Raw genomic sequence first — 23,466 nt, forward strand, 5'->3', positions numbered from 1 at the left:
CGTCAGCCGCTCACGCGGCCGGCGTGGATGGCGCGGACCGCGTCGATGGTGTCCGCCTCGGCGGCGGACTTGTCGTCGCGATAGCGCACCACCCGGGCGAACCGCAGCGCCATTCCACCGGGATAGCGCGAACTCGTCTGCACCCCGTCGAAGGCGATCTCCACCACCTGCTCGGGCCGGACCCGGACCACCCAGTCGCCGCGGTCCACGGCGAGGTCGAGGAACCGCTCGGTCTGCCACCGCAGCAGCTCGTCGGTGAGCCCCTTGAACGTCTTGCCGAGCATCACGAAGTCACCGGTGCGCGCGTCACGCGCACCCAGATGCAGGTTGGACAGCCAGCCCTTGCGGCGGCCGCTGCCCCACTCGACGGCGAGCACCACCAGGTCGAGGGTGTGCCGCGGTTTCACCTTGACCCAGGCGGCACCGCGCCGGCCGGCGTCGTAGGGGGCGTCCGGCGCCTTGATCACCACGCCCTCCTGCCCGGCGTCGAGCGCGGCGGCGAACGCGGCGGCGGCCTGCTCCGGGCCGTCGACCTCCATCCGGCCGACCAGCAGCGACGAATCCACCGAACCGGCGAGGGCGGCCCACCGCTCCCGGCCGGGAAGGTCGATCAGATCCTCGCCGTCGAGGTGCAGCAGGTCGAAGAAGTACGGGGTGAGCACCGTCGCGCCCGTGCTGGCGGCCGCCGCGAGCACCGCCGGGGCGACCGGTGTGCGCCCGGTGGTGCTGGGGGTGGTGCGTCGGGCCGCCCGGCTCGACGTCTGCTGGAACGGCAGTGGGCGGCCGGTTTCGTCCAGGCCGATCGCCTCGCCGTCGAGGACCAACTCCCGGCCCGGCAGGGCACGGACCGCGGCGACCACCTCGGGCACCCGGGTGGTGATCTCGTCGAGGCTGCGGGTGAACACGGCGATGTCGGTGCCGGAGCGGTGCACCTGGATGCGGATGCCGTCGAGCTTCACGTCGACCACCGCGGGCGTGCCGGTCGCGGCGAGCGCCTCGTCGACAGAGGGGGCGCTCTGCGCGAGCATCGGCGCCAGCGGGCGGCCGACCTGCAGACCGAAGCCGGCCAACTCGGCGGCCCCACCGGCCAGCGCGGCCACCGCCACCGCCCGGAGATCACCGGCGAGCAGCAGCGCCCGGCGGACCGCCGCCACCGGCACCTCGGCGGCCCGGGCCACCGCGTCCGCCAGGAGCCCGGCCTGGGCACCCTGCCGCAGCTCGCCGCTGAACAGGCCGGTGAGCAGCCGCTGCTCGTCGGCCGTCGCCGCCGCGTAGAGAGCACCGAGCAACGCCCGACGCCGAGCCTGTGAGCCCGAGCCGTGCACCGCGGCGATCTGCGCGATGGCCGCATCCACGGCGGCCACCGTCAACGTCGGCTCGGCGGCAGGCGGCGGCAGGTCACGCAGGCTCGCGTAGCCGACCCCGGTCTGCCGTTGGCGCAGCTCGCCGGCGAGGTAGCCGGCGCCGGGCTCGACCTCGCCGGGGTCGAGCCGGCGCAGCGCGTCAGCGAGCAGCTCCACCTTGGCCCGTCGGCCGCTGGTGGCGCCGACGGCGGCGGAGGTGGCTGCCAGATCGAGGAACCGCACGCAGCTCATCCTGCCAGTCACCTCCGACACCGCCCGGGCATTGCCGTGCCCGGGCGGTGTCGGCAGGGTGCCGCCCACTCACGCGGACGACGGATTAGGCCTGCTTCATGAGGACAGGCCCTAGGCGGAGACGGGCTCCTCGATGCGCAACCCTCGGGCGCGGACCTCGCCGGCGACCCGGGAGAGCACCGAGTCGAGGGCGACCAGTGCGGCGGAGAGCTCACCGAGCTGTTCGTTGAGCGTGTCCTCGGACCACGCGGAGACATCGACATCTCCCAGCGCGCTGACAGCGGCCCCCAACCGGGCCATCACCTCGTTCGTACTCATGTACGAAAGGCTATAACAGCTGACCATCCGACACGCCGTAAACTCCCAGATCAGGCCCAAAGTTGCCGTTCCGACACCTAACCGCTCACCGCTGCCACGTTGCGCAGAAGCAGCGCCTCGGCGAGGCAGACCCGGGCGAACTCCCCCAGGTGCAGACTCTCGTTCGGGCCGTGCGCGCGGGCGTGCGGGTCCTCCACACCGGTCACCAGGATCGCCGCCTTCGGGAACATCTCCTGGAAGGTGGCGATGAACGGAATCGAGCCGCCGACGCCGATGTCCACCGGGTCGGTGCCGTCCCAGGCGGTCCGGAAGGCCGAACGCGCGGCGTCGAACATCGGCCCGGACGCGTCGATCACGCACGGGTCACCGTCGTGTTCGAAGGTGACAGTCACCTGCGCACCCCACGGCGCGCGCTGCTCCAGGTGCGCGCGCACCGCCGCGTACGCCCGCTTGGGGTCGTCGCCCGGAGCGAGGCGGATGCTGAGCTTCGCCTTCGCGGCCGGGACCAGGGCGTTCGGCGCCTCGCCGGTGGACGGCGCGTCGACACCGAGAATGGCCAGCGCCGGCTTGGTCCAGAGCCGGTCGGTGATCCGGCCGGTGCCGATGAACTGCACGCCCTCGGCGAGCCCCGCCTCGGCCCGGACCCGGTCCTCCGGGTAGTCGACGACGGCGCCCTCCCGGCCGACCAGGCCGTCCACGGCCACGTCACCGGCGTCGTCGTGCAGCGTCGCCAACAGCCGGACCAGCGCGGTGAGCGCGTCCGGCACGGCACCGCCGAACATGCCGCTGTGCACCGCGTGGTCCAGCGTGCGCACCTCGACGAAGCAGTTGACGATGCCCCGCAGCGAGGTGGTCAACGCCGGTACGCCGATGTCCCAGTTACCTGAGTCGGCGATCACGATGACGTCCGAGGTGATCTCGTCGCGGTGTTCGGCCAGGAGTTGCTCCAGCGAGTCGGAGCCGTACTCCTCCTCGCCCTCGATGAAGAGGACCACGCCGACCGGCAGCGCGTCACCGTACGCGCGCAGCGCCGCGACGTGCGCCATGACGCCGGCCTTGTCGTCGGCCGCGCCCCGGGCGTAGAGCCGGCCGTCCCGTTCCACCGGCTCGAACGGGTCGGACTCCCACAGCGACCGGTCGCCGACCGGCTGGACGTCGTGGTGGGCGTAGAGCAGCACGGTGGGCGCGCCGGGCGGGGCGGCCCGACGGCCGATCACCGCCGGCTGACCGCCGGATCGCACGATGTCGACGTCCAGGCCGCAGCCGCGCAGCAGCTCGGCGACCGCCTCGGCGGAGCGTTCCACGTGCGAGTGGTCGAAGCCCTCGAACGCGATGCCGGGGATGCGGACGAGGCGCTCCAGGTCGGCCCGGACGCCGGGCATCTCCCGCTCGACGGCGGCCCGCACCTCGGACTCGGACATGATCGGAGAGGTCATGACCGGCATCGTATGCCGGCCTTACCCAGGCGTGCCGGCGGAGCCCGTACCGTCACCGCTGTCCGCGGGGCCGGCACCGGCCCGCGCGCCCGGGGCGGCCCGCCCGGCACGGTGTGCGCGGCCCGCCGCCTCGGTGGCGGCGTCCATCCAGGAACGGGCCCGACCGGCGGTGCCGCCCACCCACTCGCCGACGTCGCTCGCGCCGTCGCCCAGCCGGCGCAGCAACCCGACCAGCGGGTCGGTGGACCGGCTGAACTCCTCCCGGTACGACTCGGCAGCCGCCTTGATCTCCTCCGAGACGCTGGTCGAGCTGTCGTCCTCGCGGCGCGGATAGTCCCCCGCCAGCACCCGCCCGTACGACCCGGAGTCGATCCACTGGCGCAGCTGCGCCGCCCGCGCCACCGGCGTCGGGTGGGTGCTCCACGCGGTCATCCGGATCTTGTGCAGGCTGTCGCGCAGGTCGCCGCCACCGGCGTACTCGGCGGCCTGCTCCAGGAAGGCGGTGGTGTCGACCTGGGACAGGTCACCGCCGCCGGCGAGCTTCATCAGCAGCCGCAGCGCGGCGGCCGGGTCCTGCCCGGCGAGCAGGCCGGCCCGGTCGGCGGAAAGCTCCGCCTTGCGCCACCATTCCAGCATCGCCGCGATGATGGCGCGCAGCGCGATCGCGCCGACCGGCAACCAGCTCAGGTTGGCCGCCCACCGGGTGAGGATCATGAGCATGGTCTTGTAGACGGCGTGCCCGCTGCCCACGTGCCCCAACTCGTGGCCGAGCAGGCAGCGCAGCTCGTCCTCGTCGAGTTGCTGCACGCACGCGGAGTTCAGCACGATGAACGGCCGCTCCAGCCCGACCGCCTCGGCGCCCAACCAGGGCGACTGGGTCACGTACAGCTCGGGCAGCTCGGCCACGTCCAGCGTCGCCGCGGCCTCGGTGTAGCGCTGCCACACCGCCGGGTACTGCCGGTGGTCGACCCGGATGCCGGAGGCCAGCACGGACAGCCGGAAACCCCGCTCGTTCCACATCCCGAAGAACGCCCGCACCACGTCGTCGAAGCCGCGCAGCTCCCGCAGCGCGACCAGGGCACCCCGGTCGGCCGGATGCTCCCAGGCCCGCGAGCTGATGCCGGTGAGGGTGATCCGACGCCGCGCTGGCGCGTCCGCTGCCGTCATGGTGGCTCCCCGTTCGCCGTAGCTCTTCGCATCGTGCCGCAGTCGGTGGCCGACGTCCATGCCCCGCTCAGCGGAGCCGCACGTAGTACCGGTCCGCGTCGTGCGGCAGTGTCGGCGCGCCATCCACCAACAGGTCGGCGTGGGTCGCGGTCTCGTCGACAGCGAAGTGCGACCGCTCCCCCTCGTGCCAGCGGCGCAGCTCGGGCAGGATCTCCGGCCCGTCCCGGGCGACCGCGCGAGCAAGCCGCAGCGACGCGGGCGCGGTGACGAACACGGCCACCGTCAGCTCCGGCCGGACGACCGCCCGGGCCGCGCTGACCCCCTCCACCAGCAGCACCGGAGCCACCGGAACCGGAACCGGCCGGGACAGGAAGCACTGCCGGACCCAGCTGTACCGCCGGTAGCCGCCCGGCTCTCCGTTACGCAGCGGGGCGAGCACCCAGTCGTCGAGCCGGGGCCAGAAGGTGACCTGGTCGTCCCACCCGTCGAGCAGGTCGTCGGTGTGCACCACCGGCGGTCGGCCGCCAAGCGGCCCCGCCAGGGCATCCGCGAGCTGCGCGGCGAACCGGCTCTTACCCGCGCCGCTCGGCCCGTCGACCGCGACCAGCCGGGTCCGCCCCAACCGCGCCGGGCCCGCGAGCACCCGACGAGCCAATTCGGCGTACGCCTCGACAACCGCCACGGTCGGCCCGCCAGTTCCCGGGTTCAGCGCAGCCTCCCGTGGTGCATGACCGAAGTATGCCGCCACCGCTGCTGGCGGGGTGATCGGCTCCGGTTCATCGACGGCCCTGTCGGCGGAACCACAGTTGTCAGTGACGGCGTCGATCATGCCGATCGGGGGGCCAAATTGGGCCGCGTTGACACGTCCGGCTGATCGCGCTCGCCGACCACCGTCACGTCCGGGGGAATTGGGGCGGCGACGGGTGACGGGCGGCCCGTTCGCCGCCCGGGGTGCCACCGAATCGGCATGATCGGGTGGTGCTCCGAGACGTAATGAGCCCCGGTATAGACGCCCTACTCGAACAGGCCCGCGCTGGGCTGCACCGACTGACTCCGCAGCAGACCGTCGAGGCGGTCCGCGGCGGTGCGCTGCTGGTCGACACCCGTACCGAACTACAGCGCCGCGAACAGGGCGACCTGCCGGGCGCGGTCGTCATCGACCGGACCGTACTGGAGTGGCGCCTCGATCCGGCCAGCGCCTGGCGGATCCCGGAGGCCACCGGGTACGACCGGGAGATCGTGCTGGTGTGCCGGCAGGGCTACAGCTCCAGCCTGGCCGCCGCCAGCCTCCAGACCCTCGGGCTGCGCCGGGCCACCGACATGATCGGCGGCGTGGACGCCTGGCTCGCCGCCGGCCTCCCCACCACCGACCGGCCCGCCGACATCCGCCCCTGAAATCCCGGCCTCGCCCTCAAGCCCATCCCGGGCGGGAGGACGTCGCAAGATCGCGCTCGATCCAGGAAGCGGGCCCCTCCTCGCGCGGACGAGGCCTCTACAACAACGATCGAGCACGATCATGCGCGGTCCCCGCTGTCACCGTCCTCAGTGGATGGTGTGCCGGTCAGGACGGAGCGCCGGGTGGGATGAAGGGGAGGTCGGCGGGTGGGCCGGCTTCGATGAGACGCCAGAGAGCATCGGTGTCCAGGTGTTCCTCGACCAGGTCGCCGAGCAGGTCGAGTGAGCGTTCCCGGGCGGCGGCGAAGCTGGTGGCCGGTGCGACCCGGAAGCCGCTGCGACCGGCCAGGCGAGCCGCCTCGGTGACGAACCACCGGCGGAACTCGTCGGACTCGAACGCCCCGTGCCAGTGCGTGCCGTGCACCGCGCCGAGCACGGCACCCTCTCCGACACCGCCGTCGCTGGTCAGCAGCGGGGTCAGGCTGGGGTCGGCGTGTGAGACGTACCCGTGGTGGATCTCGTAGCCCCGCACGGGGAGGCCGCCGTGGCCGGTGCCCACCGACTGCCGGACGGTCTTGCGCGGGTCGAAGGTGATGTCGATGGGCAGCAGACCGAGCCCCGGCACGCTGCCCTGCCGGCTCTCCACCGGGTCGTGGATGGCGCGGCCGAGCATCTGGAAACCGCCGCAGAGGCCGAGCAGGGGCTTGCCGGCCGCCACATGGGTGGCTACCGCGTCGGCGAGGCCGGTCTCGCGCAGCCACCCGAGGTCGGCGACGGTGGACTTGGAGCCGGGCAGGACGACCAGGTCGGCGGCGGCCAGTTCGGCCGGTTCGATGGTGAGGCGTACGCGGACGCCCGGCTCGGTGGCGAGCGCCTCCACGTCGGTGGCGTTGCTGATCCGGGGTAGGCGGACGACGGCCACGTCCAGCCATTCGCTGCCGTGCGGGGCGGCGGGTCGCCCGAGCACCCGGCCGTAGGCGAGAGAGTCCTCCGCGTCGAGCCACAGGTCCAGTGCCCAGGGCAGCACCCCGTACGTGGGGCGGCCGGTGACCTGACGCAGCATGCCCAGGCCCGGCTGGAGCAGCCCGAGGTCGCCCCGGAACTTGTTGATCACGAAGCCGGCGATCAGCGCCTGGTCGGCCGGGTCGAGCAGGGCCACGGTGCCGAACATCGAGGCGAAGACACCGCCCCGGTCGATGTCGCCGACGACGATGGTGGGCAGGTTGGCGTGCCGGGCCAGCCCCATGTTGACGTAGTCACCGGCCCGCAGGTTGATCTCCGCGGGGCTGCCGGCACCCTCGCAGATCACCACGTCGTACGTCTCGCGCAGCTCGGCCAGTGCGGCGTACGCGGTCTCGGCGAGCCGGGGACGCAGCTGCCGGAAGGTGCCTGCGGTGATCGTGTCGACCGCCTCGCCCAACAGCACCACCTGACTGGCCAGGTCGCTGCCCGGCTTGAGCAGCACCGGGTTGAACCGCAGGTCGGGTGCGAGCCCGCACGCCGCGGCCTGCATGGCCTGGGCGCGCCCGATCTCGCCGCCGCGCCCGTCCGGCCCGACGACCACCGCAGAGTTGTTCGACATGTTCTGCGCCTTGTACGGCGCCACCTTCACGCCCTGCCGGTGCAGCCAGCGGCAGATGCCGGCGGTGAGCACGCTCTTGCCGGCGTCGGACGTCGTGCCGGCCACCAGCAGCCCGCCGCTCACCGCCCACTCCCCCGCCGACCCACGGCGCCGATCAGTGCGCGCCTGCTCACCGCACCAACCAGCCGGCCGAGCGTCACCGGATACGCGGCGGCGAGCCCGACGGCGGCCAGCCCCACCGCGCCGGAGATCCGGGCGGCCCGCTTCAGGTGCCGCGCCTCCGGGCGGGGACCGTCGCCGAGGAACGGCCGCACCTCGGAGCGCCCGAAGTAGACGTTGCGGCCACCGAGGCGGACCCCGAGCGCACCGGCCATCGCCGCCTCGCACTGACCGGCGTTGGGGCTCGGGTGGTCGTTGCGGTCCCGCCGCCACACCTGCCAGGCGCGCTGCCGGTCCCCGTGCGCGACCGGCGCGACGGCGATGGTGAGCAGCCCGGTCAGCCGGGACGGCACGAGGTTGAGCGCGTCGTCCAGCCGAGCGGCCGGTGTGCCGAAGCGCGCGTAGCGCGTCGACCGGTGCCCCACCATCGCATCGAGGGTGTTCGCCGCCCGGTAGCCCAGCAGCCCGGGCAGACCGGCAACCGCTCCCCAGAGCAGCGGAGCGACCACCGCGTCGGAGGTGTTCTCCGCGACCGACTCGACGGTCGCACGGGCCAGCTCCGATTCGCCCAGCGTCGACGGGTCCCGCCCGCAGAGGTGACCGAGGCGTCGCCGGGCGGCGGGCAGGTCACCGTCACGCAGCGTCCGACCCATGACGGTCGCCTCGTGCCGTAGCGTGCGGCCGCCCAGCACGGTCCACGTGCCGGCCGCCACCAGCACCGCCCGGGTCACCGGACGGTGCCGGGTAGCCGCCGCAGCGACCGCCCCGAGCAACACCGGCCCGCCGACGGCCAGCGCGGTGAATGCCGCACCCGCCGTTCGGTCCGGGTGGTAGAGGCGGCGCTCCAGCGCACCCGCGACCTGCCCGAAGCCGGCCACAGGGTGCCATCGGCGGGGGTCGCCGAGCACCCTGTCCAGCGCGTACCCGGCCAGCAGCCCCACCGCGTTCGCCATCGGCGCTGTCCGTCGCACCCGCACCACCTCCGGCCGGCCAGCCTAGACGAGCACCCCGTGAACCAGCCCAACCCACGGTCCCGCACCGGCAACGAGAACCCGTGGAGCGAACCGGCCGGCCGGCCGCCGACGCCCGTCACGCGGGGTGACGACGCTGGTCGCGCCGCCACCCCGCCCCCGTCGTGCCGCGCCGCGAAGCGCGTGCCGCGCCGCACCGCGCCATGCCGCGTGGTGCCGTTTCGTCGCAGCACCAGCGACCGATGCGGGAACCTCAGCCAGCTCGACCGCCGCCCAACCCGCGACGGTCGAGCCGATCGGTCAGGCTGGCTGCGGGAGCCGGCCCCGACCACGCCGCCCTCGACCGGGCTGCGCCGGCTCCGGCTGCCCCTCGTCGGGCACCGGACCCAACTCGATGTCCAGGTCACCGTCGGCGCTGTCGCCGTCCGCCTCGGGCGAAGGGGCCAACTCGTCGTCGAGGCCCGCCGGGACGTTGGTCTGCCCGACCTGCCCGACCTGCCCGCCGCTCGGGAGCGCTCCGCCGTCACCGAAGACCGCACCGCTCAAGGAGACTCCATCGCCCGAGGAGACCCCACCGCCCGAGGAGATCCCGCCGTTCGCGGAGACCCCGCCTCTCGGGGAACTGTCGTCGTCCTCCGGAATGTTGCCAAACGGACTGGTCCGCAGCTCGGCGTAGTCGGGCAGCTCGAAGTCGTCGTCCAGCGGACGGTCGTCGGGCAGCACGGGCGCCTGCCCGGCCGGCACCGGCTCGGTGGGCTCGCCGTGCACCCGGCTCTCGGCCTCCGCGTCCTCCACGGTGCTGGTCGTCATGCTCGGCCGGTTGCGCAGGAACCGCGCCCGGCCCCGGGAGAGGTCGTGGCCGACGGCGACCGCCTCCAGCTCGTAGAGCGTGCGGTGGTTGCCAGCGTCGTCGGTCCAGTCGCGGGTGTAGAGCCGCCCACAGACCACCACCGGATCGCCGACCATGACGGAGGCCGCCACCCCCTCGGCGAGCTTGCGCCAGCAGTTGACGCGGACGCGGAGCGAATTGCCGTCCACCCACCGGCCGCTGTCCCGATCGAGTCGGCGGGCGGTCGAGGCGACCTTGAAGTTGGCCACCAGGGTGTTGCTCTGGGTCGTACGCCGCCACTCGGGCGTGGTCAGCACATTGCCGACGATTGTCACGTAAGTGTCGAACATCGTCCCTCCAGGGGGATCGGGGCCTGCCAGCGCGAGTCGACTCGACACCGAGCATCGACACTGAGAGCACCCATCGCGAGCGCCGATCCCCGACCTGTGGATGACGAACCCACCTGTGGACAACGCCCTGATCACGCCCGGATGTGGTACGCCCGACCCGCCCGACCCGCCGTCCACGGTTTCCCAGGCCTCCCGAACTGGGTAAGGACTTGATCAACGCACCACCGACAGCTCCACGTCGACGAGAGGTCAGCGCCATGACGATCACTACCATCGACTCCGCGAACGCTTCCGAGGCGCAGCGATGAGCGCCGTGGCGAACCCGGCCACCGTGGCTGAGTGCCTGCGGGTGGGCGCCGGGTTCTCCCAGGGCGACCGCAACTGGATCGCCGAGCAGTTCGCCACCCTCGACGCCCGGCTCGCGAGCTTCCACGCTGACGCCACCGAGCTGGAGGTGTCGGTGAAGGACCGGGAGGCGCGTGGCCAGAAGGTCACCCTGGAGTGCTGGATCGCCGGCCGGCAGAAAATCGTCACGACCTCCGCGGAGGAGGACCTGCACGCCGCCCTCAACGACGTCCGTGACGACCTGCGCCGCCGGCTCAACGACGCCAAGACCCGCCAGGAGCCCCGGCACAACAAGCACCTACGCGACCTCCCCCAGCCGCAGGTGGAGGCCGTCGAGTCCGACGACCCGGCCCCCCGCGCCGACGCGGAAACGGCCTGACCCACGCCGCACCCCCGCGATCTTGCACTTTCGGCCCCCGAACAGCGGCTAACGCCCCTTATGTCGGGACAGAAAGTGCAAGATCGCGGGGACGAGCGGGGCGAGGGCGGGGCGGGCGGGGCGCGGGCTACCGCTGGGTAGGTTGGCGGCGTAGCGTCGCGTTCGTGGAACCGGACGTGTTGGGGCCGCCGTACGAGCGGCAGACGATCGACCTGGGCACCGACGACGAAGGCCCCGTTGTCGCGACTCTGGTCCGGCGGCGGGCCGAGCGCCCCACCGGCCGGGCCGTGCTCTACGTACACGGCTTCGTCGACTACTTCTTCCAGACGCATCTGGCCGATTTCTTCGCCGAGCGAGGCTGGGATTTCTACGCGCTCGACCTGCGCAAGTACGGTCGCAGTCTGCTCCCGGCCCAGACTCCGAACTTCTGCCACGACATCAGCGACTACTTCCCGGAGCTGGACGCCGCCGCCGAGATCATCCGCAAGGACGACGGGCACGACACCCTGCTGGCGATGGGCCACTCCACCGGTGGCCTGATCATCTCGCTCTGGGCGGACGCCCGCCGCGACACCGGCACCATCGACGGCCTGGTGCTCAACAGCCCCTTCTTCGACCTGAACGCCCCCTGGGCGGTCCGTCGACCCCTCGCGGCCGCCGCGTCCCGGCTGGGCCGCAGGGCGCCGCACCGCATCCTCCCGTTCGGGCTCGGCACGGTGTACGGCGAGAGCATCCACTCCGACCACCGCGGCGAGTGGACCTATGACCTGGCGTGGAAGCCGCTGGCCGGGTTCCCGGTCCGGGCCGGCTGGCTGAACGCGATCCGCACCGGGCAACGCCGGCTCCGCGCCGGGCTGGACATCCAGGTGCCGGTGCTGCTGGCCTGCTCGACCCGGTCCTTCCGGGGCACCAAGTGGCACGACAACGCGACCCTGGCCGACGCCGTGCTGGACGTCGAGCACATGGTCCGCTACGCGCCCCGCCTCGGCCGCCACGTCACAGTGGCCCGCTTCGACGGCGGCCTGCACGACCTCACGCTCTCCGGCCCCGTCGTACGGAAAAAGGTCTTCGACGAGGTCGGCCGCTGGGCCGAGGCGTTCCTCGCCGCCGGCCCCACCGCCCCGGCCGACGCAGCGCTGACCGACGCCGCGCCGAGCGACGCCGCACGATCAGAGGCGGCCCCAGCTGACGCCGCGTCTACCGACGCCGGCCGCGCTGACGCGGCGCCGGCCAACGCGCAGACGGCCGACGCGGCGGGGGCGGCGTCGCCGGGCAGCTGACCAGGCCGAACGGAACGCGGTTCAGATGTCGCCGGGCGTCGCCGGGAGGACGGCACGGATCCGGTCGAAGGTCGCCACCGGGTGCTCGCCGACGCCGGGCAGGACCAGGCCCAGGCAGTACGGGGAGACCTCACCGGTGGGTTCAGCCTGAACGATGAAGACCGGCGCCCCGACGTACCCCGGTGGCAGCTCCGTGGTGATCAGCACGGCGTCCCCGTCGCGGACCACCCGCTCGATCGCGACCTCCAGCGGGCGCGACCCGTCTTCGCGTACCCCATGGGCCAGCACGAAAGCGGAACTGGCGTCGGCGGCGAGGCGGGCGATCACCTCGGGCCCGGCGGCGATCCCCGCCGGCACCGGCTGGACGCGCCACCGCCAGCCGCCGTCGCCGGCATACCGGTGCAGGCCGGCGGTCGGCAACACCGCGACCCCGTCGCCCGCGAAGCGGGCCCAACCGGGCACGATCTCGGCCTCGGAAATGACCGCCGGGGCCACCCCCGCCGGCTCGGTGACGCTCGTCCGTAGGCCCAACTCACCACCCGAACCGCCCACCAGGTCGGCCGCCGTCAGCAGCGACTCCCCCACCGGGTCGTCACCGCCCTGGAAGAAGAAGGCGGTACCGAAGTCGCCCGAGGACCGGTACGGCAGGATGGCGCGACCGACGACCTGGCACAGCTCGTAGGCGACGTCGCTCTCGGCGTCGGAATCCAGCAACACCAGCCAAAGGTACGGTCCGAGGCGAGGCCGGTCCGCGGTAACCCGGATGCCCGCTACGAGGCGGACGTGAGACTCTGCTCGGCAACGTGGACGCGGGCACCCTTTTTGCCGTCGGGCAGTGGGACGGCGGTACCCTCTGGGCGCGACATCCACGCCACAGGCGCCCGTAGCTCAGCGGATAGAGCAGGGGACTTCTAATCCCAAGGCCGCAGGTTCGAATCCTGCCGGGCGCACAGGTACTTCCTCAATCTGGCCGGCTCGCGTGGGGCTATTCGTGGTGCGAGCGCGCTACGGTGGCCCCGTGGCAGCCTCGAACGGACGCACCAAGCGCCAGCGCGGCGAGATCGAAACCCTGCCCAGCGGGTCACTACGGGTGAAGGTCTATGCCGGCGTCGACCCGATCAGCGGGAAGCGGCATTACCTCACCGAGGTCATCCCCGCCGGCCGCACCGCCGCCAAGGAAGCCGAGAAGGCACGCACGCGGCTGCTGGCTCAGGTAGACGAGCGGCGCAACCCCCGCACCCGCGCCACGCTCGACCAGCTCCTAGACCGGTGGCTTGAGGTGGCCGACATCGAGGCCACGACGCGCATGGGCTACGTCAACAAGCTCAACAAGCACGTACGGCCGGTGCTCGGCAAGCTGCCGGTCGGCCGACTCGACGCCGAGACGTTGGAGTCGTTCTACGCGAGCCTCCGCCGCTGCCGCGACTGGTGCGGCGGTAAGGCGTACGTGAAGCACCGCGTAGAAGGTGAGCACACTTGTACGGCAAAGTGCCGGCCGCACGTCTGCAAACCGCTCAGCGCTTCGTCCGTGCGCCAGGTTCACTGGATCCTGAGTGGTGCGCTCAGTCGCGCCGTCCGGTGGCGCTGGATCGCCGTCAACCCCGCCGGGCAAGCCGAACCACCGGCGCCGCCGCACCCCGACCCGCAGCCGCCGAATCCTGCCGACGCGGCCCGAATCATCAATGAGGCGTGGCGCGATCCGGACTGGGGCGCGTTGGTCTGGCTCGCCATGACGACGGGCGCCCGACGCGGTGAACTGTGTGCGCTGCGCTGGCAGCATCTCGACCTGGACGCCGGGGTGTTGACGCTGCGGCGCAGTGCCTACCTGGACGAACACGGCGAGCTGCGCGAGAAGGACACCAAAACGCACCAGCAGCGGCGGGTGGCGCTCGACCCGGAGACCATCGAGGTACTGCGTGAGCTGCACGGCCGGTACCTTGACCGGCTGGCGCAGCTCGACGCTGGCGCCGACACTGCCGATTACGTCTTCTCCCCCCAGCCGGACAACAGCCGTGGCTACCGGCCCGACACCATCACCCAGCGGTATGGCCGACTCGCTACCCGGCTCGACATCAACAGTCACATTCACGCACTGCGCCACTACTCGGCTACTGAGCTGATCAACGCCGGTGTCGACGTACGGACGGTCGCCGGCCGGCTTGGTCATGGCGGTGGTGGAACAACCACCCTCAGGGTGTACGCAGCCTGGCTGTCGGAATCGGACCAGCGTGCTGCCGGGACGCTCGCCGCTCGGATGCCGCCGCGCCCTGTCACGCCAACTCAAGGCACTGCGTCGAGCAGCCCGTACCAAGTGATAGCGGCAGAGCTACGCGAGCAGGTCGCTACTGGTCAGCTTCGACCCGGCGACCAACTCCCGGCGGTTGCCGAACTGGCTGCGGCGCATGGCGTTTCGGTCGGAACCGCTCACCGCGCCGTGGCGCTGCTGACGGCGGAGGGCCTGGTAAGCGTAGTCCGAGGTCGCCGGGCGACCGTCGCGTACCCTCGCGATGGGAACTCGCCAGATAGCCTTGCAACAACCTGATTAAGGGCCCGGCTACTGCAGTCGGCGCATGATCGTGAAGGTAGAGCCGAAACGACCGAAATAGTTTTAACCGGACTGCAATACCCTGCCTCCGACGTGCATTCACGTACTTCTCGACCGGGACCCCTTGACTCGCCGGGAGCATGAGCAAGATGACGGACAGCAAGCAGAAAAGCCCTGAAGAACTGAAACGGCAGTATGCGGAAATTGCAGCGGTGGTCAAGGAACGAAAGGCGCGAAGGCGCGCGTCTCGGCAGCAGATAAAGCTGCATGTCGGAGAGATGGTGCGTGGTTTGGTGGTTCAAGCCGTTGGTACCGCACTAGGGGCCGGCTTAATCTATCTTGTCGCTGTCGCATCCGGCCTACTAAAAGGCACTCGACCTTTATCAATCGCGCTGTCAACCCTCCTCATCGTCTCGGCATTTGGGATACTCGCATGGCTGGTAGTTAATCTCTTCCTACGTCGGCCGGAGAATAATCTTACGGCGATCGGCATCAAACTCAGGGCTGAGGAGATCCGTAAGAAGGTCATAGCCGGCGAACCATTAAACAAGAACGACCTGGCATTGATACAGCTTGGTCTAGTCGATTTTCAGCCACCCGCCGGCGGCCAACCGCCCAAGCAGCGAGAGGCTGAGGCATGATCACCCCCGTGTCGGCCGAGGAGGGGTCGAGAGGAACGCCTAAGCCAGCACTCTGGGTGGACCTTCTAGTCCTCATTCCAACAGCCGCAGGTGCACTTGCGATCCTTCGGATCTATGCGTTTGCTGGCGGCGACCCGGCCACGATGAGGTTCCTGGGCCAAACCCTAGACCTTCGCAGCCTCCTACTGTCGGTATTTGCGCCCATATCCGCCGTCTTCCTAATAAGTGCCGCGACTCTCACGCTTGTAGTGCTGACCCTCTATCCGGCCAAACAACTGGCGCCCGAGTCGCCGCTCGCAAATCAACAGCGACTGAACCTCTATCGGGTGGGTTGCGCGATGCTTGTTTTACAGCTTGCCCTCGTCGTTCCGGCAGCATTCACGCTTTCCGCCTTGCTTTTGGCAGTGGTTATCGGCGGCGCGATGATTCTGTCGCGAAGGCGCGGTGAGGATCTTCCCGAACCCCTAGACTACTTGCAACGTTTTGCGAAGAACATTTCCTTTGCGTATGTTGTGCTCATGCCTGTCGGGTTCTCCCTAATGCCCACTGCTTGGGTTCCTGCCGAGACAGCCCGAATTGGAAATTCCTCATCATCTAGCGTTATTTACGTCCTCGACACCAAGGAAGGGTCAGCTACCGTACTCGACCGCTCTGCCGGCCAAGTGCGAGTATTGCCCCTCGATGAACTGCACGACCGAAAGACCTGCAACGATGAAACTGTATCGTGGTATTCGCAATCCCTCAGCGCACATCTGCGTAGATCAAAGCAGCTTTTTTCCCACCCAGCTTGCCCGTCGGGTCTACCGCAGCGAGAAACTCCGACCCCTTCGACCACACCAATGTCTCCGTCAGCGACGCCTCCCTTGACACCAGCACCGTCGACTGCACCTTCCCCTACAGCGGCTCCGTCTTCTCCGGCGCTGCCGGCAGCAAGCAACTAGATCGCAGCGAGCTGAACCGCTAGCAGAAGCCGATTTCCTGCCGAGACCCTCCGCCGACCGAGCGGTCGCGCCGCTCGGCATGATGGGCACATGCGTTTGCTGGTGCTCGGCGGAACCTGGTTCGTAGGACACGCGGTCGTCACGACTGCGATCGATGCCGGCTGGGAGGTGACGACGTTCAACCGGGGCACCTCAGATCCCTTCCTGGAAGCCGTACGGCCCATCCGCGGCGACCGGACCCATCCTGAGGACGTCGCCGCCCTCGCCGCCGCTGGCCCTTGGGATGCCGTGGTCGACACCTCGGGCTACGTGCCTAGGAATGTTCTCGACGTGGCTCGCGCACTCGCGCCCGCCGCCGGTCGCTACGTCTTCATGTCCACGGTCAGCGTCTACCGCGACTGGCCGGCAAAGCCGCTCAGCGAACGGTCCGAAGTGCTCTACTGCCCGCCTGACGCCGGCCCAGACTACGGCACCGACACCGAGGACGGACCGACCCAGTACGGCTACCAGAAAGCCGGCTGCGAGGCAGCAGCAGTCGCCGCGTTCGGAGAAGATCGGACCACGATCCTGCGCCCCGGTGTCATCCTCGGCCCGCGCGAGTACGTCGGCCGTCTGCCGTGGTGGCTGCGCCGCGTGGCTGCCGGTGGAGAAATCCTAGCCCCCGGCTCCCCCGACCGCACTATCCAGCCGATCGACGTACGCGACCTGGCCACGTTCGCACTCCACACCATCGCCGAGGGATCCTCCGGCGCGTTTAACGTCTGCGCCCCGGTGGACGGCGCCACGTTCGGCGGACTGCTGGGCGACTGCGTCCACGCAACCCGCGGTGATACCTCCTTCGAGTGGGTGTCCGATGAGGTGTTGCTCAGCAAAGGCGTCCGGCAGTGGTCCGAACTGCCGCTCTGGCGCACGTTCGACGGTGTGTGGCGCGTCGACACGGCCAGGGCGCAGGCAGCCGGCCTCCGCTGTCGACCGCTCTCACTAACCGTCCGCGACACCTGGCGATGGCTGGTGGAGAGCGGCGAGGCCAGCAGCCACGATCGGGCCGCCGAGATCGGCATCAGCTGGGAGAAGGAAGAGCAGGTGTTGGCCGCCTGGCGCCGGGCAGGTCAGCGGACGGGCTGACGTTTCCGACAACCACGCCGCAATGCGCTCGGCGAGCTGGCGCGCGTCCGCATCGCGGTCCCACGGCGATTCGCTCAGCAGGCGCTCTATCCGCGACAGCCGGCCTGTCAGCGAAACGTTGCGCTTCTGCGGTGGTAGGCCCAATACGGTACGCAGCGCTTCGGCCGCACCGTCCTTGTCTCGCATGTGGAGGTGAGCAGCGGCTACATCGATCTGCGTCCCGTTGATCTGCGAGTACGGCCGCCTTGGCGAGGGCAACGCCTCGTACACCTGCAACGCCTCTCGGGCGTACCTCGCGGCCTGCTCGCCGTTTCGGAGGTCAAGCCATGCCGCCGCCGCACATGCCGCCGCCCGCGCTTCGCCGAACGCGAATTCCCCGCCAGTAGAGGTGGCGAGTTCGTCGGGTCGGTCCGCCGCCGATTCCCTGTCTCGCTGCGCTGCTTCCAAGACGGCCGCGACTGAATCGGAATCGGCGAGCAGTGCGTGAGAGCGGGAAGCGATATAGCGGAGCCTCAGTCGCGGTTCTCCCTCCGGGGCCGCCCGCATGGCACGAGCGAAGTAGCTCAGTGCGGAATCAGGCTCGTTGCGCCAGTTGGCAAGTGTCATTTGCAGGCCGTAGGTCCATGCCTTCAATGAAGCATGTCCGGCCAGGTCGGCGTACTGCGTCGACGCCCTGGCTAGCGCCGCCGACTCGTTCCAATGCCCGAGATCGAAGGCGGTAGAAGCCATCAGGGACGCGCTCTGGCCGATAATCACGTAGAGATCGGCCAGATCAACGGGCCGTCGGGTGCGCTCGACTAACGCCCTTGCCTCGTCGCGCAACCGCCGGGCGCCGCTGAACACGTCGAAGGCTGTCATTCCACCCGACCGGGCGAGCAGCGTTACGTCTTCCTGTAGGGACTCGATAGAGTCGTGCGGCAGAGCAAGACTCATCAGCAAGGAATCGTTGGCGACCGATTCAGCAGCAGCGCTCACACCATCCAGAACGCTGCCGTCACTGCCACCGACCCCCACCACCAGGGAAAACACCCTCCGAAGATCAGAACCAAGAGGATCGTCGATCTCCGCATCTCCGCAACCAACTGCGGAGATCCCCTCTCTTTGCGGAGATGACCCCCCACCACCCCGCTCCATCTCCGCAAGTATTTGCCCAGCTCAGAGGCACGTTTGCGGAGATGCGGAGATGCGGAGATGGTTCAGCCTTGCCGACCACCGAGCGACCTGAGCAGGCCGTCGCACGCCTGTGCAAGAGTCAGCCCGTGCGAATGACCAACGACCACGGCAAAGTGCTCGAAGCTGAATTCTCGGTAGAGCCCGACGGCAACCACGTCGCCATCATCCTGCAAAGCAGGAGTGGCCGGGCCAAGGGCAGAGCGCCGCGGAACGACCACTATAAACCCGCTCTAGAACTGATCTTGAGGCGCCTCAAGGAACGGCGAGCTGTCATCGAGGCAGCCATAGTCGATTCGCGACGAACTCAACAACTTCCTGAGTCAAGCCGCAGTCTGATCAGCGAGCCCATTCGTTTGATTGACGTCCTCGACACCGGAGCGCTACGAAAACGACTGACCAATGCTCAAACCACGATCGGGCAGGCACCCAGCGCTCGACGCCCCGGCAACAGCACCAAGCGGATTCGGCTACGTCTTAGCATCCCTGGCTACGCCCCCTCCGACGCGGATCGTCTCGGCGCCGATCTCTCAGCAGAACCGTCGTTCAGGACAGCCAGCGAACCCGAAAATCTCCCTGCCGATCTACACGAGCTCAGGGAGGCCATCAGGAGTTTCCCCGGTGACCCTGACGGTCGCCGCACCGCGGCCTACCGCAGAGAACAAGCCCAGCTCAAACGACGGCTGCGTAACATCGGCGGAAAGACCTGCGCACTCTGCGGTCGTGGACTGCCGCCGCAGTTTCTCGTCGCTGCCCACATCAAGAAGCGCTCCGAATGCACGGACGCCGAGAAGCTCGATTATGACAATGTAGCGATGCTCGCCTGCGTTCTTGGCTGCGACAGCCTCTATGAACACGGCTTTATCACGGTCCAACTGGGAGGTGCGATCGAAATCAGCCCACAGGCAGCGCTTGCCCCGGCGGTTGCTGCTCACTGCAGCACTCTCTTCACCAGTAAGGCAACCAACTGGTGGTCGCCCCAGCGCGAACCCTACTTCGCCTGGCACAGAGGCCACACATTCCGACGCGCTCCATAGGCACGCTACTCCGCCACCACGCTGCCCTCCTAACACCCGCTGGCTGCTCGCCTTCGATACACGGCTTAAGAATTCTCGGCGCTGCACGTCGAGCAGCCTCGCTGTCTGCCGATACCCCTTACCAGGGACGCTGTCTGCCGTCAGCAAATGACCGTGGTTACCCATCAGCGACCGCGAGATCGGGCACGCAACGGGCACGGCCGAACCCCACCACCCCCCGACGTTCCAGCTTCATTGGCGTGTGACCCGGCCGGCCTGAGTCGTCGGCGTGACGGCCGACCGGGTGGCACACGCTGGTCAGGAGGCGCAGGTGTTGAGCATGCTCTGTAGCGCGGACTTCTCTGAGGACTGCAGGGTGAGGCGCAACCTGCGGCCTCACCATCCTCCGCCGCTCCCTCTAAGACTTCAATCCCGAGCCCGTCCGACGGTTAACGGATTTCCTCAGTTCGGGTGTCTCTTTCATCGCCTACGCGCCCTCCGAAGTTGCTTCCGCCGATGTATATGCTCGGTTGCGCTTGGGGCGTTTCGGCTACCTGCTGTTCAAGGGCAGGAAGCGTATCCACTATCGAGGATCCTTGATCGCGACCACTAAAGAGCCAACCGATGGCAATACCCGCTAGTCCACTAACTGGAGCCGCAAACTGGGCCACACTGTCGCCTGCAATTCCCTCCGCTACTCCTGCAAAGATCACGGAAAACAGAGCAACGATTAGGAGGATCGCCACGCCGAATCGCATAAACTCCAGCCTCGAACGATGCGCAAGTGCTTGGCTTTGCAGCGATGAAACGTCGGTTGACCTTTGCATTTGCTGCTCGACGGCTTGCTGCGCTCGCAAACTGTCTGCCGCCATGGCAATTATGCGCTGCATGGCCTCCAGGCGCGGTATATCTCCTTCCCGCGCCGCTTCCTCAGCAGCCAGTATTAGGCGCTCCATCGATTCAGCTGACATCCCAAGCGCGGCCACAAGGCCTCCCTTCTGCACGGCCTACGCTCGCGGCTGCTGACGGCAGAGCGACTCTTTAGTCAGATAGTCGACACAACGGCCCTCGCTGCCATTTGCCAGAGCAAGCGCCCCGATTTCCACTTTGTTGTCGCCGGCCCGAGGGGCAGACGTTGAAGCGGAACTTAGACCCGCCCTCGCGTGACCTGCGGCAGGCTGGCCGGCATGCTGGTCACGTTCCGTCTTGGGCTCACGTCATTGGTGGCTGGTTGCCGACGTTGCACGCTGTCTTGTGCCCCGTGTGTGCCCCGAGCCCGAGGAGCGGTGCTTCCTCCAACGGCGGAGGCCCACGACGATCATCCCCCCGCCCATCGCACCCAATATCGCCGCGTTGAAGGGCCCTAGCTGCTCGACGTATCCCAAGGCGACCACGAGTCCGGCCCCCGTCACCATCACACCCGACACCAGCAAGGCGACGCGGAGAACAAGATGAGTGCGCACCGCATCAGTAGAGCAGCCACTCCAGCCCGAGCGCCAGGTCGTGGAGCGGGCTTGAACCCCTAACCCGAGACGTCACGGAGGAGCCGGCCAAGACGGACGTACCGGTGCGCTGGCCTGGACTGCTTCCCTCGGCAACTCTCGACGTCTCACACGCGTTCTCGCTGTTGGCTGTGCCGGATCTGTGCCCGATGATCTTCGTGTGGGTTGTCCAGCCAGCGGACTGACCGAGACGTGTACGGCGTGATCGTCACCCAGCTAGTCACTCAGGCCGGTAGAGGTCGTGCTCGGCGTAGAAAACCCCAGTCCGTGTGAGAGTTCCGCTCCTCGCGCAAGTCACCTAGCCTGACTGAAGTCGACCCAGTGCTGGATGAAGAGGCCAAATGACTATGCCCGCGCCGAACCTCCCCTCGCCTGACCAAATCATCAAAGCGCTCGATCAGACAGGGTTCATCCTGGAGCATCGCGTTGCGCAAGTGCTGAGAAGCAAAGGATTTGAGACCGACTTAAATCGCCCCTTTCCCGACGGTGATTCTGGAAAGTCAAGAGAGATGGATGTCTGGGCCAGCCTGAGCTCTTTTGCCCGAAGGGACCTGCTTTCGATCTACCTCGATACCCAGGTGATTTGCGAGTGCAAGAATACAGATCAGCCGTTTATCATCGTCGGCGAGGATTTGGAGCACTTCGATTCACGTGGCAGTGTCCAGGTTGTGAGTGGCTTCGATCCACTGGGACTCAATTTCGGAGGTCTTGTCTCTGAATCTCAGTGGGAGCTAAATTTCGGGTCGCTTCCTGGGCAGCTGACCAAATCTGACCTGGTTGGCCGGCAACTCGTGCGCATGAACCGCCAAGGAAGCAGCTGGCGGGCGGATAACTCATCTATTTTCGATAGCATTGTTTATCCGCTTGCGAAAGCCGCAAAGCACCTTGCTGACGGCTTCTCAGAGCCCGACCCTACGGAGATATCCGCAGATTTCGGCTTCTTTCACCTCGTCTTGGTGACTAGCGGGCCTATATTTTCTGTCAACATTAAGGCGGAGGAGCCGGAAGTTAGTGCCTGCAGTTGGGGGTCGCTAACTCGGACATTCAAAGCAGGCGACCTTCAAGGGTCTTATCTTTTTGATGTCGTGAGCTTCCCCCACTTAAGCGAATACCTTGACGCACGGGTTATCAGTATCCACAACAACGCTCTACAGAAAATACGCGAAAATATGCACTTGTTCGACCCGGAATGGCTCCTAGCCAATCACGGGAAGCCTGAGAAGGAAGAATATTTTGAAGCTTGGCTTGGGCTTTATAAGGCCTATCGTGAGGAACACTTTGTTAGCCGCAAACAGTAAGTATTGCAAGCCATCCATCCCGTCTGCCATCGACCCGCCCTCCTGGGGAGCGGGCCGCCGCCCGGACCGCCACGTCAAGACGGCCTTGACCCACGGTCGGACGCTGGCGGTTCGGGCGGCGGCCCGCTCGGCTGCCCGGGTCGATGGCAGACGGGATGGCCCGCGCAACCACCTACGGCCCGGCACCCGCCGACGGATCCCCTCCCATCCTGGAGCCGGAGCGCCCCCGCCGGAGGCGCAATGGCCGCAACCCCACCATCGCCGCCAGTTCGCCGACGCGGCCGGCGTGCGCTCACCTGCGCCGCGCGGGCTCGTGGCCGCGCGGCCCGGCCGGCTGCCGGCCCACCACACCACGGTCAACGCCCCTGTCGCTAGGGGCGGCCCCTTGGGCTTCACGCTTCCGCGCCAGCCGCCAGCCGCCGGGCGTCGGCTTGGCGGCCGTGTGCGATAGCGGCCGGCGCGCGCCCAAGCGGCGGCGCGTGCGGCCCGTTCAGGGCCGCCTTGAAGACGTACAAAACTCTGAGCCACTCCGACGGCGCCGAAGCCCCGTTTAGAACCTTTAACCACTCAGAGTCACGGCACCAAGACCTGCCAAACCCGTCGGACCAAAAGAGTTGTGGAGCTATCCGTGGTGCGAAAAACAGCCAACCACGGAAGCCAGAGAGTCTGTGGAGCGGGTTTTAGCAGCTAGGGCAGACTCTGAAACCAGAGATCGCTACGTGAACACCACTTCTAATCCCAAGGCCGCAGGTTCGAATCCTGCCGGGCGCGCCACCGCTGACTTGCAGCTTCCGCTCAGAAGTTGGTCATCCAGAAGCCGGCAGGCACGGGACCACAATCGAGCGCTGCCGCCAGGCCCGCCCCTCCGGACGCCCGAGACCTTCCCCAGACGACAGACGGCCCCTGCCCTGACGGGAGGGACCGTATGGCGCTCGGCTTCACCTTGCGGGCAGGCCCGCGCGGGAGCGTGTGCTCAGCCCTGCTGGTGGCGCTCATTGCGCCGAAGGGCCTCTTCGAGTTGGTCCTCAAGAATGATGATCCGGCAGGCCGAGGCCATGTCGGTGCCCTGGTCGCACATCTCCCGAGCTCTCGCGGCAAGGCGCAGTTGGTAGCGGGAGTAGCGGCGGTGCCCTCCGTTGGAGCGCTGCGGGTCGATCAATTTCGCATCGCCGAGCCGGCGTAGAAAGTCCTGTGAGCAGCCGAGGATCTCGGCGGCGCGGCCCATCGTGTAGGCGGGGTAGTCCTCATCGTCGAGCATGTCGTCGGGTTGAGCCATGGAACCTCCATCACGAGGGCCCCGGTGCTCGAAAGCACCGGGGCCCAAGGGTTGTGGGTCAGGAACACCATCTACCGACAGAACGTCGGCTTGTCTTGTCCGCACCAGCCGTCAGGGACGGCTTCGGGTGCGAGGATCGCATAAGC

18 protein-coding genes, 1 tRNA gene and 1 pseudogene are annotated in these 23,466 nt (G+C 68.5%); 9 read left to right on the forward strand and 11 right to left on the reverse strand.

Features of this window, described 5'->3' with window-relative positions:
* Window positions 1-2: 2 nt before the first annotated feature.
* The 5 genes from ACQRWP_RS21875 to ACQRWP_RS21895 form a co-directional block, all read right to left on the reverse strand.
* A complete protein-coding gene (locus ACQRWP_RS21875) occupies window positions 3-1,595 on the reverse strand; it encodes an ATP-dependent DNA ligase (RefSeq protein WP_430497356.1) in 1,593 nt (530 codons plus the stop codon).
* A gap of 111 nt (window positions 1,596-1,706) precedes the next feature.
* The gene (locus tag ACQRWP_RS21880) at window positions 1,707-1,913 is read right to left on the reverse strand and encodes a hypothetical protein (protein ID WP_030333429.1); all 207 of its coding nucleotides are present in this window, start codon (window positions 1,911-1,913) and stop codon (window positions 1,707-1,709) included.
* A gap of 77 nt (window positions 1,914-1,990) precedes the next feature.
* Window positions 1,991-3,334, reverse strand: a complete 1,344-nt coding sequence (locus tag ACQRWP_RS21885) for a dipeptidase (protein WP_430503253.1) — start codon at window positions 3,332-3,334, stop codon at window positions 1,991-1,993.
* 36 nt (window positions 3,335-3,370) lie between these two features.
* A complete protein-coding gene (locus ACQRWP_RS21890) occupies window positions 3,371-4,516 on the reverse strand; it encodes a M48 family metallopeptidase (RefSeq protein WP_430497359.1) in 1,146 nt (381 codons plus the stop codon).
* Window positions 4,517-4,583: 67 nt separating this feature from the next.
* Window positions 4,584-5,198: a uridine kinase family protein gene (locus tag ACQRWP_RS21895; protein ID WP_430497361.1), complete on the reverse strand. Its 615-nt coding sequence runs from the start codon at window positions 5,196-5,198 to the stop codon at window positions 4,584-4,586.
* A 311-nt stretch (window positions 5,199-5,509) separates the two neighbouring features.
* Here ACQRWP_RS21895 and ACQRWP_RS21900 point away from each other — a divergent pair, with 311 nt between their 5' ends.
* Complete coding sequence (locus ACQRWP_RS21900) at window positions 5,510-5,911, forward strand: rhodanese-like domain-containing protein (RefSeq protein WP_145785474.1); 402 nt, start codon at window positions 5,510-5,512, stop codon at window positions 5,909-5,911.
* A gap of 166 nt (window positions 5,912-6,077) precedes the next feature.
* Here ACQRWP_RS21900 and ACQRWP_RS21905 read toward each other — a convergent pair whose 3' ends face one another.
* The 3 genes from ACQRWP_RS21905 to ACQRWP_RS21915 form a co-directional block, all read right to left on the reverse strand.
* A complete protein-coding gene (locus tag ACQRWP_RS21905) occupies window positions 6,078-7,616 on the reverse strand; it encodes a cobyric acid synthase (protein ID WP_430497362.1) in 1,539 nt (512 codons plus the stop codon).
* The gene (locus tag ACQRWP_RS21910) at window positions 7,613-8,605 is read right to left on the reverse strand and encodes a cobalamin biosynthesis protein (RefSeq protein ID WP_430503254.1); all 993 of its coding nucleotides are present in this window, start codon (window positions 8,603-8,605) and stop codon (window positions 7,613-7,615) included. Before ACQRWP_RS21910 ends, ACQRWP_RS21905 begins: the two co-directional genes overlap by 4 nt.
* Before the next feature lie 318 nt (window positions 8,606-8,923).
* Window positions 8,924-9,802 (reverse strand): single-stranded DNA-binding protein, encoded by an 879-nt coding sequence (locus tag ACQRWP_RS21915; protein WP_430497364.1) that lies wholly within the window; start codon window positions 9,800-9,802, stop codon window positions 8,924-8,926.
* 304 nt (window positions 9,803-10,106) lie between these two features.
* Here ACQRWP_RS21915 and ACQRWP_RS21920 point away from each other — a divergent pair, with 304 nt between their 5' ends.
* Both ACQRWP_RS21920 and ACQRWP_RS21925 read left to right on the forward strand, forming a co-directional pair.
* Window positions 10,107-10,526, forward strand: a complete 420-nt coding sequence (locus ACQRWP_RS21920; RefSeq protein ID WP_430497366.1) for an HPF/RaiA family ribosome-associated protein — start codon at window positions 10,107-10,109, stop codon at window positions 10,524-10,526.
* A 164-nt stretch (window positions 10,527-10,690) separates the two neighbouring features.
* Window positions 10,691-11,630 (forward strand): annotated as a pseudogene (locus ACQRWP_RS21925) (alpha/beta hydrolase); the annotation flags it as partial.
* Between the two features lie 197 nt (window positions 11,631-11,827).
* Here the strand turns inward: ACQRWP_RS21925 and ACQRWP_RS21930 are convergent.
* Window positions 11,828-12,523, reverse strand: a complete 696-nt coding sequence (locus ACQRWP_RS21930) for a hypothetical protein (protein WP_430497367.1) — start codon at window positions 12,521-12,523, stop codon at window positions 11,828-11,830.
* A gap of 160 nt (window positions 12,524-12,683) precedes the next feature.
* Between ACQRWP_RS21930 and ACQRWP_RS21935 the strand changes: the two genes are divergently transcribed.
* The 5 genes from ACQRWP_RS21935 to ACQRWP_RS21955 all read left to right on the forward strand — a co-directional run bounded on the left by ACQRWP_RS21935 (window position 12,684) and on the right by ACQRWP_RS21955 (window position 19,265).
* Window positions 12,684-12,756: transfer RNA gene (locus ACQRWP_RS21935), tRNA-Arg, on the forward strand.
* A gap of 68 nt (window positions 12,757-12,824) precedes the next feature.
* Window positions 12,825-14,348: a tyrosine-type recombinase/integrase gene (locus ACQRWP_RS21940; protein ID WP_430497369.1), complete on the forward strand. Its 1,524-nt coding sequence runs from the start codon at window positions 12,825-12,827 to the stop codon at window positions 14,346-14,348.
* 152 nt (window positions 14,349-14,500) lie between these two features.
* Window positions 14,501-14,992: a hypothetical protein gene (locus ACQRWP_RS21945; protein ID WP_430497371.1), complete on the forward strand. Its 492-nt coding sequence runs from the start codon at window positions 14,501-14,503 to the stop codon at window positions 14,990-14,992.
* A gap of 1,031 nt (window positions 14,993-16,023) precedes the next feature.
* Entirely contained in the window at window positions 16,024-17,058 is a 1,035-nt protein-coding gene (locus ACQRWP_RS21950) for an NAD-dependent epimerase/dehydratase family protein (RefSeq protein WP_430497372.1), read from the forward strand.
* A 1,202-nt stretch (window positions 17,059-18,260) separates the two neighbouring features.
* On the forward strand, window positions 18,261-19,265 hold the full coding sequence (locus tag ACQRWP_RS21955) for a hypothetical protein (RefSeq protein ID WP_430497373.1): 1,005 nt from the start codon (window positions 18,261-18,263) through the stop codon (window positions 19,263-19,265).
* Between the two features lie 428 nt (window positions 19,266-19,693).
* On the opposite strand, the gene ACQRWP_RS21960 is transcribed toward ACQRWP_RS21955, so the two are convergent.
* On the reverse strand, window positions 19,694-20,230 hold the full coding sequence (locus tag ACQRWP_RS21960) for a hypothetical protein (protein WP_430497374.1): 537 nt from the start codon (window positions 20,228-20,230) through the stop codon (window positions 19,694-19,696).
* An 857-nt stretch (window positions 20,231-21,087) separates the two neighbouring features.
* Here ACQRWP_RS21960 and ACQRWP_RS21965 point away from each other — a divergent pair.
* Entirely contained in the window at window positions 21,088-22,044 is a 957-nt protein-coding gene (locus ACQRWP_RS21965) for a hypothetical protein (RefSeq protein ID WP_430497375.1), read from the forward strand.
* A gap of 973 nt (window positions 22,045-23,017) precedes the next feature.
* Here ACQRWP_RS21965 and ACQRWP_RS21970 read toward each other — a convergent pair.
* Window positions 23,018-23,320 carry a MerR family transcriptional regulator gene (locus ACQRWP_RS21970; protein WP_430497376.1) on the reverse strand — a complete coding sequence of 101 codons (303 nt, stop codon included), beginning with the start codon at window positions 23,318-23,320 and terminating at the stop codon, window positions 23,018-23,020.
* Window positions 23,321-23,466: the final 146 nt, after the last annotated feature.

Source organism: Micromonospora trifolii, from assembly GCF_050516465.1.
Lineage (GTDB): Bacteria > Actinomycetota > Actinomycetes > Mycobacteriales > Micromonosporaceae > Micromonospora > Micromonospora trifolii.

Excerpts from the sequence above, each read along its gene's own strand:
- ACQRWP_RS21880 (WP_030333429.1), bottom strand. The coding sequence starts at position 1,913 with ATGAGTACGAACGAGGTGATGGCCCGGTTGGGGGCCGCTGTCAGCGCG.
- ACQRWP_RS21950 (WP_430497372.1), top strand. The coding sequence starts at position 16,024 with ATGCGTTTGCTGGTGCTCGGCGGAACCTGGTTCGTAGGACACGCGGTC.
- ACQRWP_RS21965 (WP_430497375.1), top strand. The coding sequence starts at position 21,088 with ATGACTATGCCCGCGCCGAACCTCCCCTCGCCTGACCAAATCATCAAA.
- ACQRWP_RS21970 (WP_430497376.1), bottom strand. The coding sequence starts at position 23,320 with ATGGCTCAACCCGACGACATGCTCGACGATGAGGACTACCCCGCCTAC.
- ACQRWP_RS21875 (WP_430497356.1), bottom strand. The coding sequence starts at position 1,595 with ATGAGCTGCGTGCGGTTCCTCGATCTGGCAGCCACCTCCGCCGCCGTC.
- ACQRWP_RS21900 (WP_145785474.1), top strand. The coding sequence starts at position 5,510 with ATGAGCCCCGGTATAGACGCCCTACTCGAACAGGCCCGCGCTGGGCTG.
- ACQRWP_RS21920 (WP_430497366.1), top strand. The coding sequence starts at position 10,107 with ATGAGCGCCGTGGCGAACCCGGCCACCGTGGCTGAGTGCCTGCGGGTG.
- ACQRWP_RS21910 (WP_430503254.1), bottom strand. The coding sequence starts at position 8,605 with ATGGCGAACGCGGTGGGGCTGCTGGCCGGGTACGCGCTGGACAGGGTG.
- ACQRWP_RS21885 (WP_430503253.1), bottom strand. The coding sequence starts at position 3,334 with ATGTCCGAGTCCGAGGTGCGGGCCGCCGTCGAGCGGGAGATGCCCGGC.
- ACQRWP_RS21945 (WP_430497371.1), top strand. The coding sequence starts at position 14,501 with ATGACGGACAGCAAGCAGAAAAGCCCTGAAGAACTGAAACGGCAGTAT.
- ACQRWP_RS21890 (WP_430497359.1), bottom strand. The coding sequence starts at position 4,516 with ATGACGGCAGCGGACGCGCCAGCGCGGCGTCGGATCACCCTCACCGGC.
- ACQRWP_RS21915 (WP_430497364.1), bottom strand. The coding sequence starts at position 9,802 with ATGTTCGACACTTACGTGACAATCGTCGGCAATGTGCTGACCACGCCC.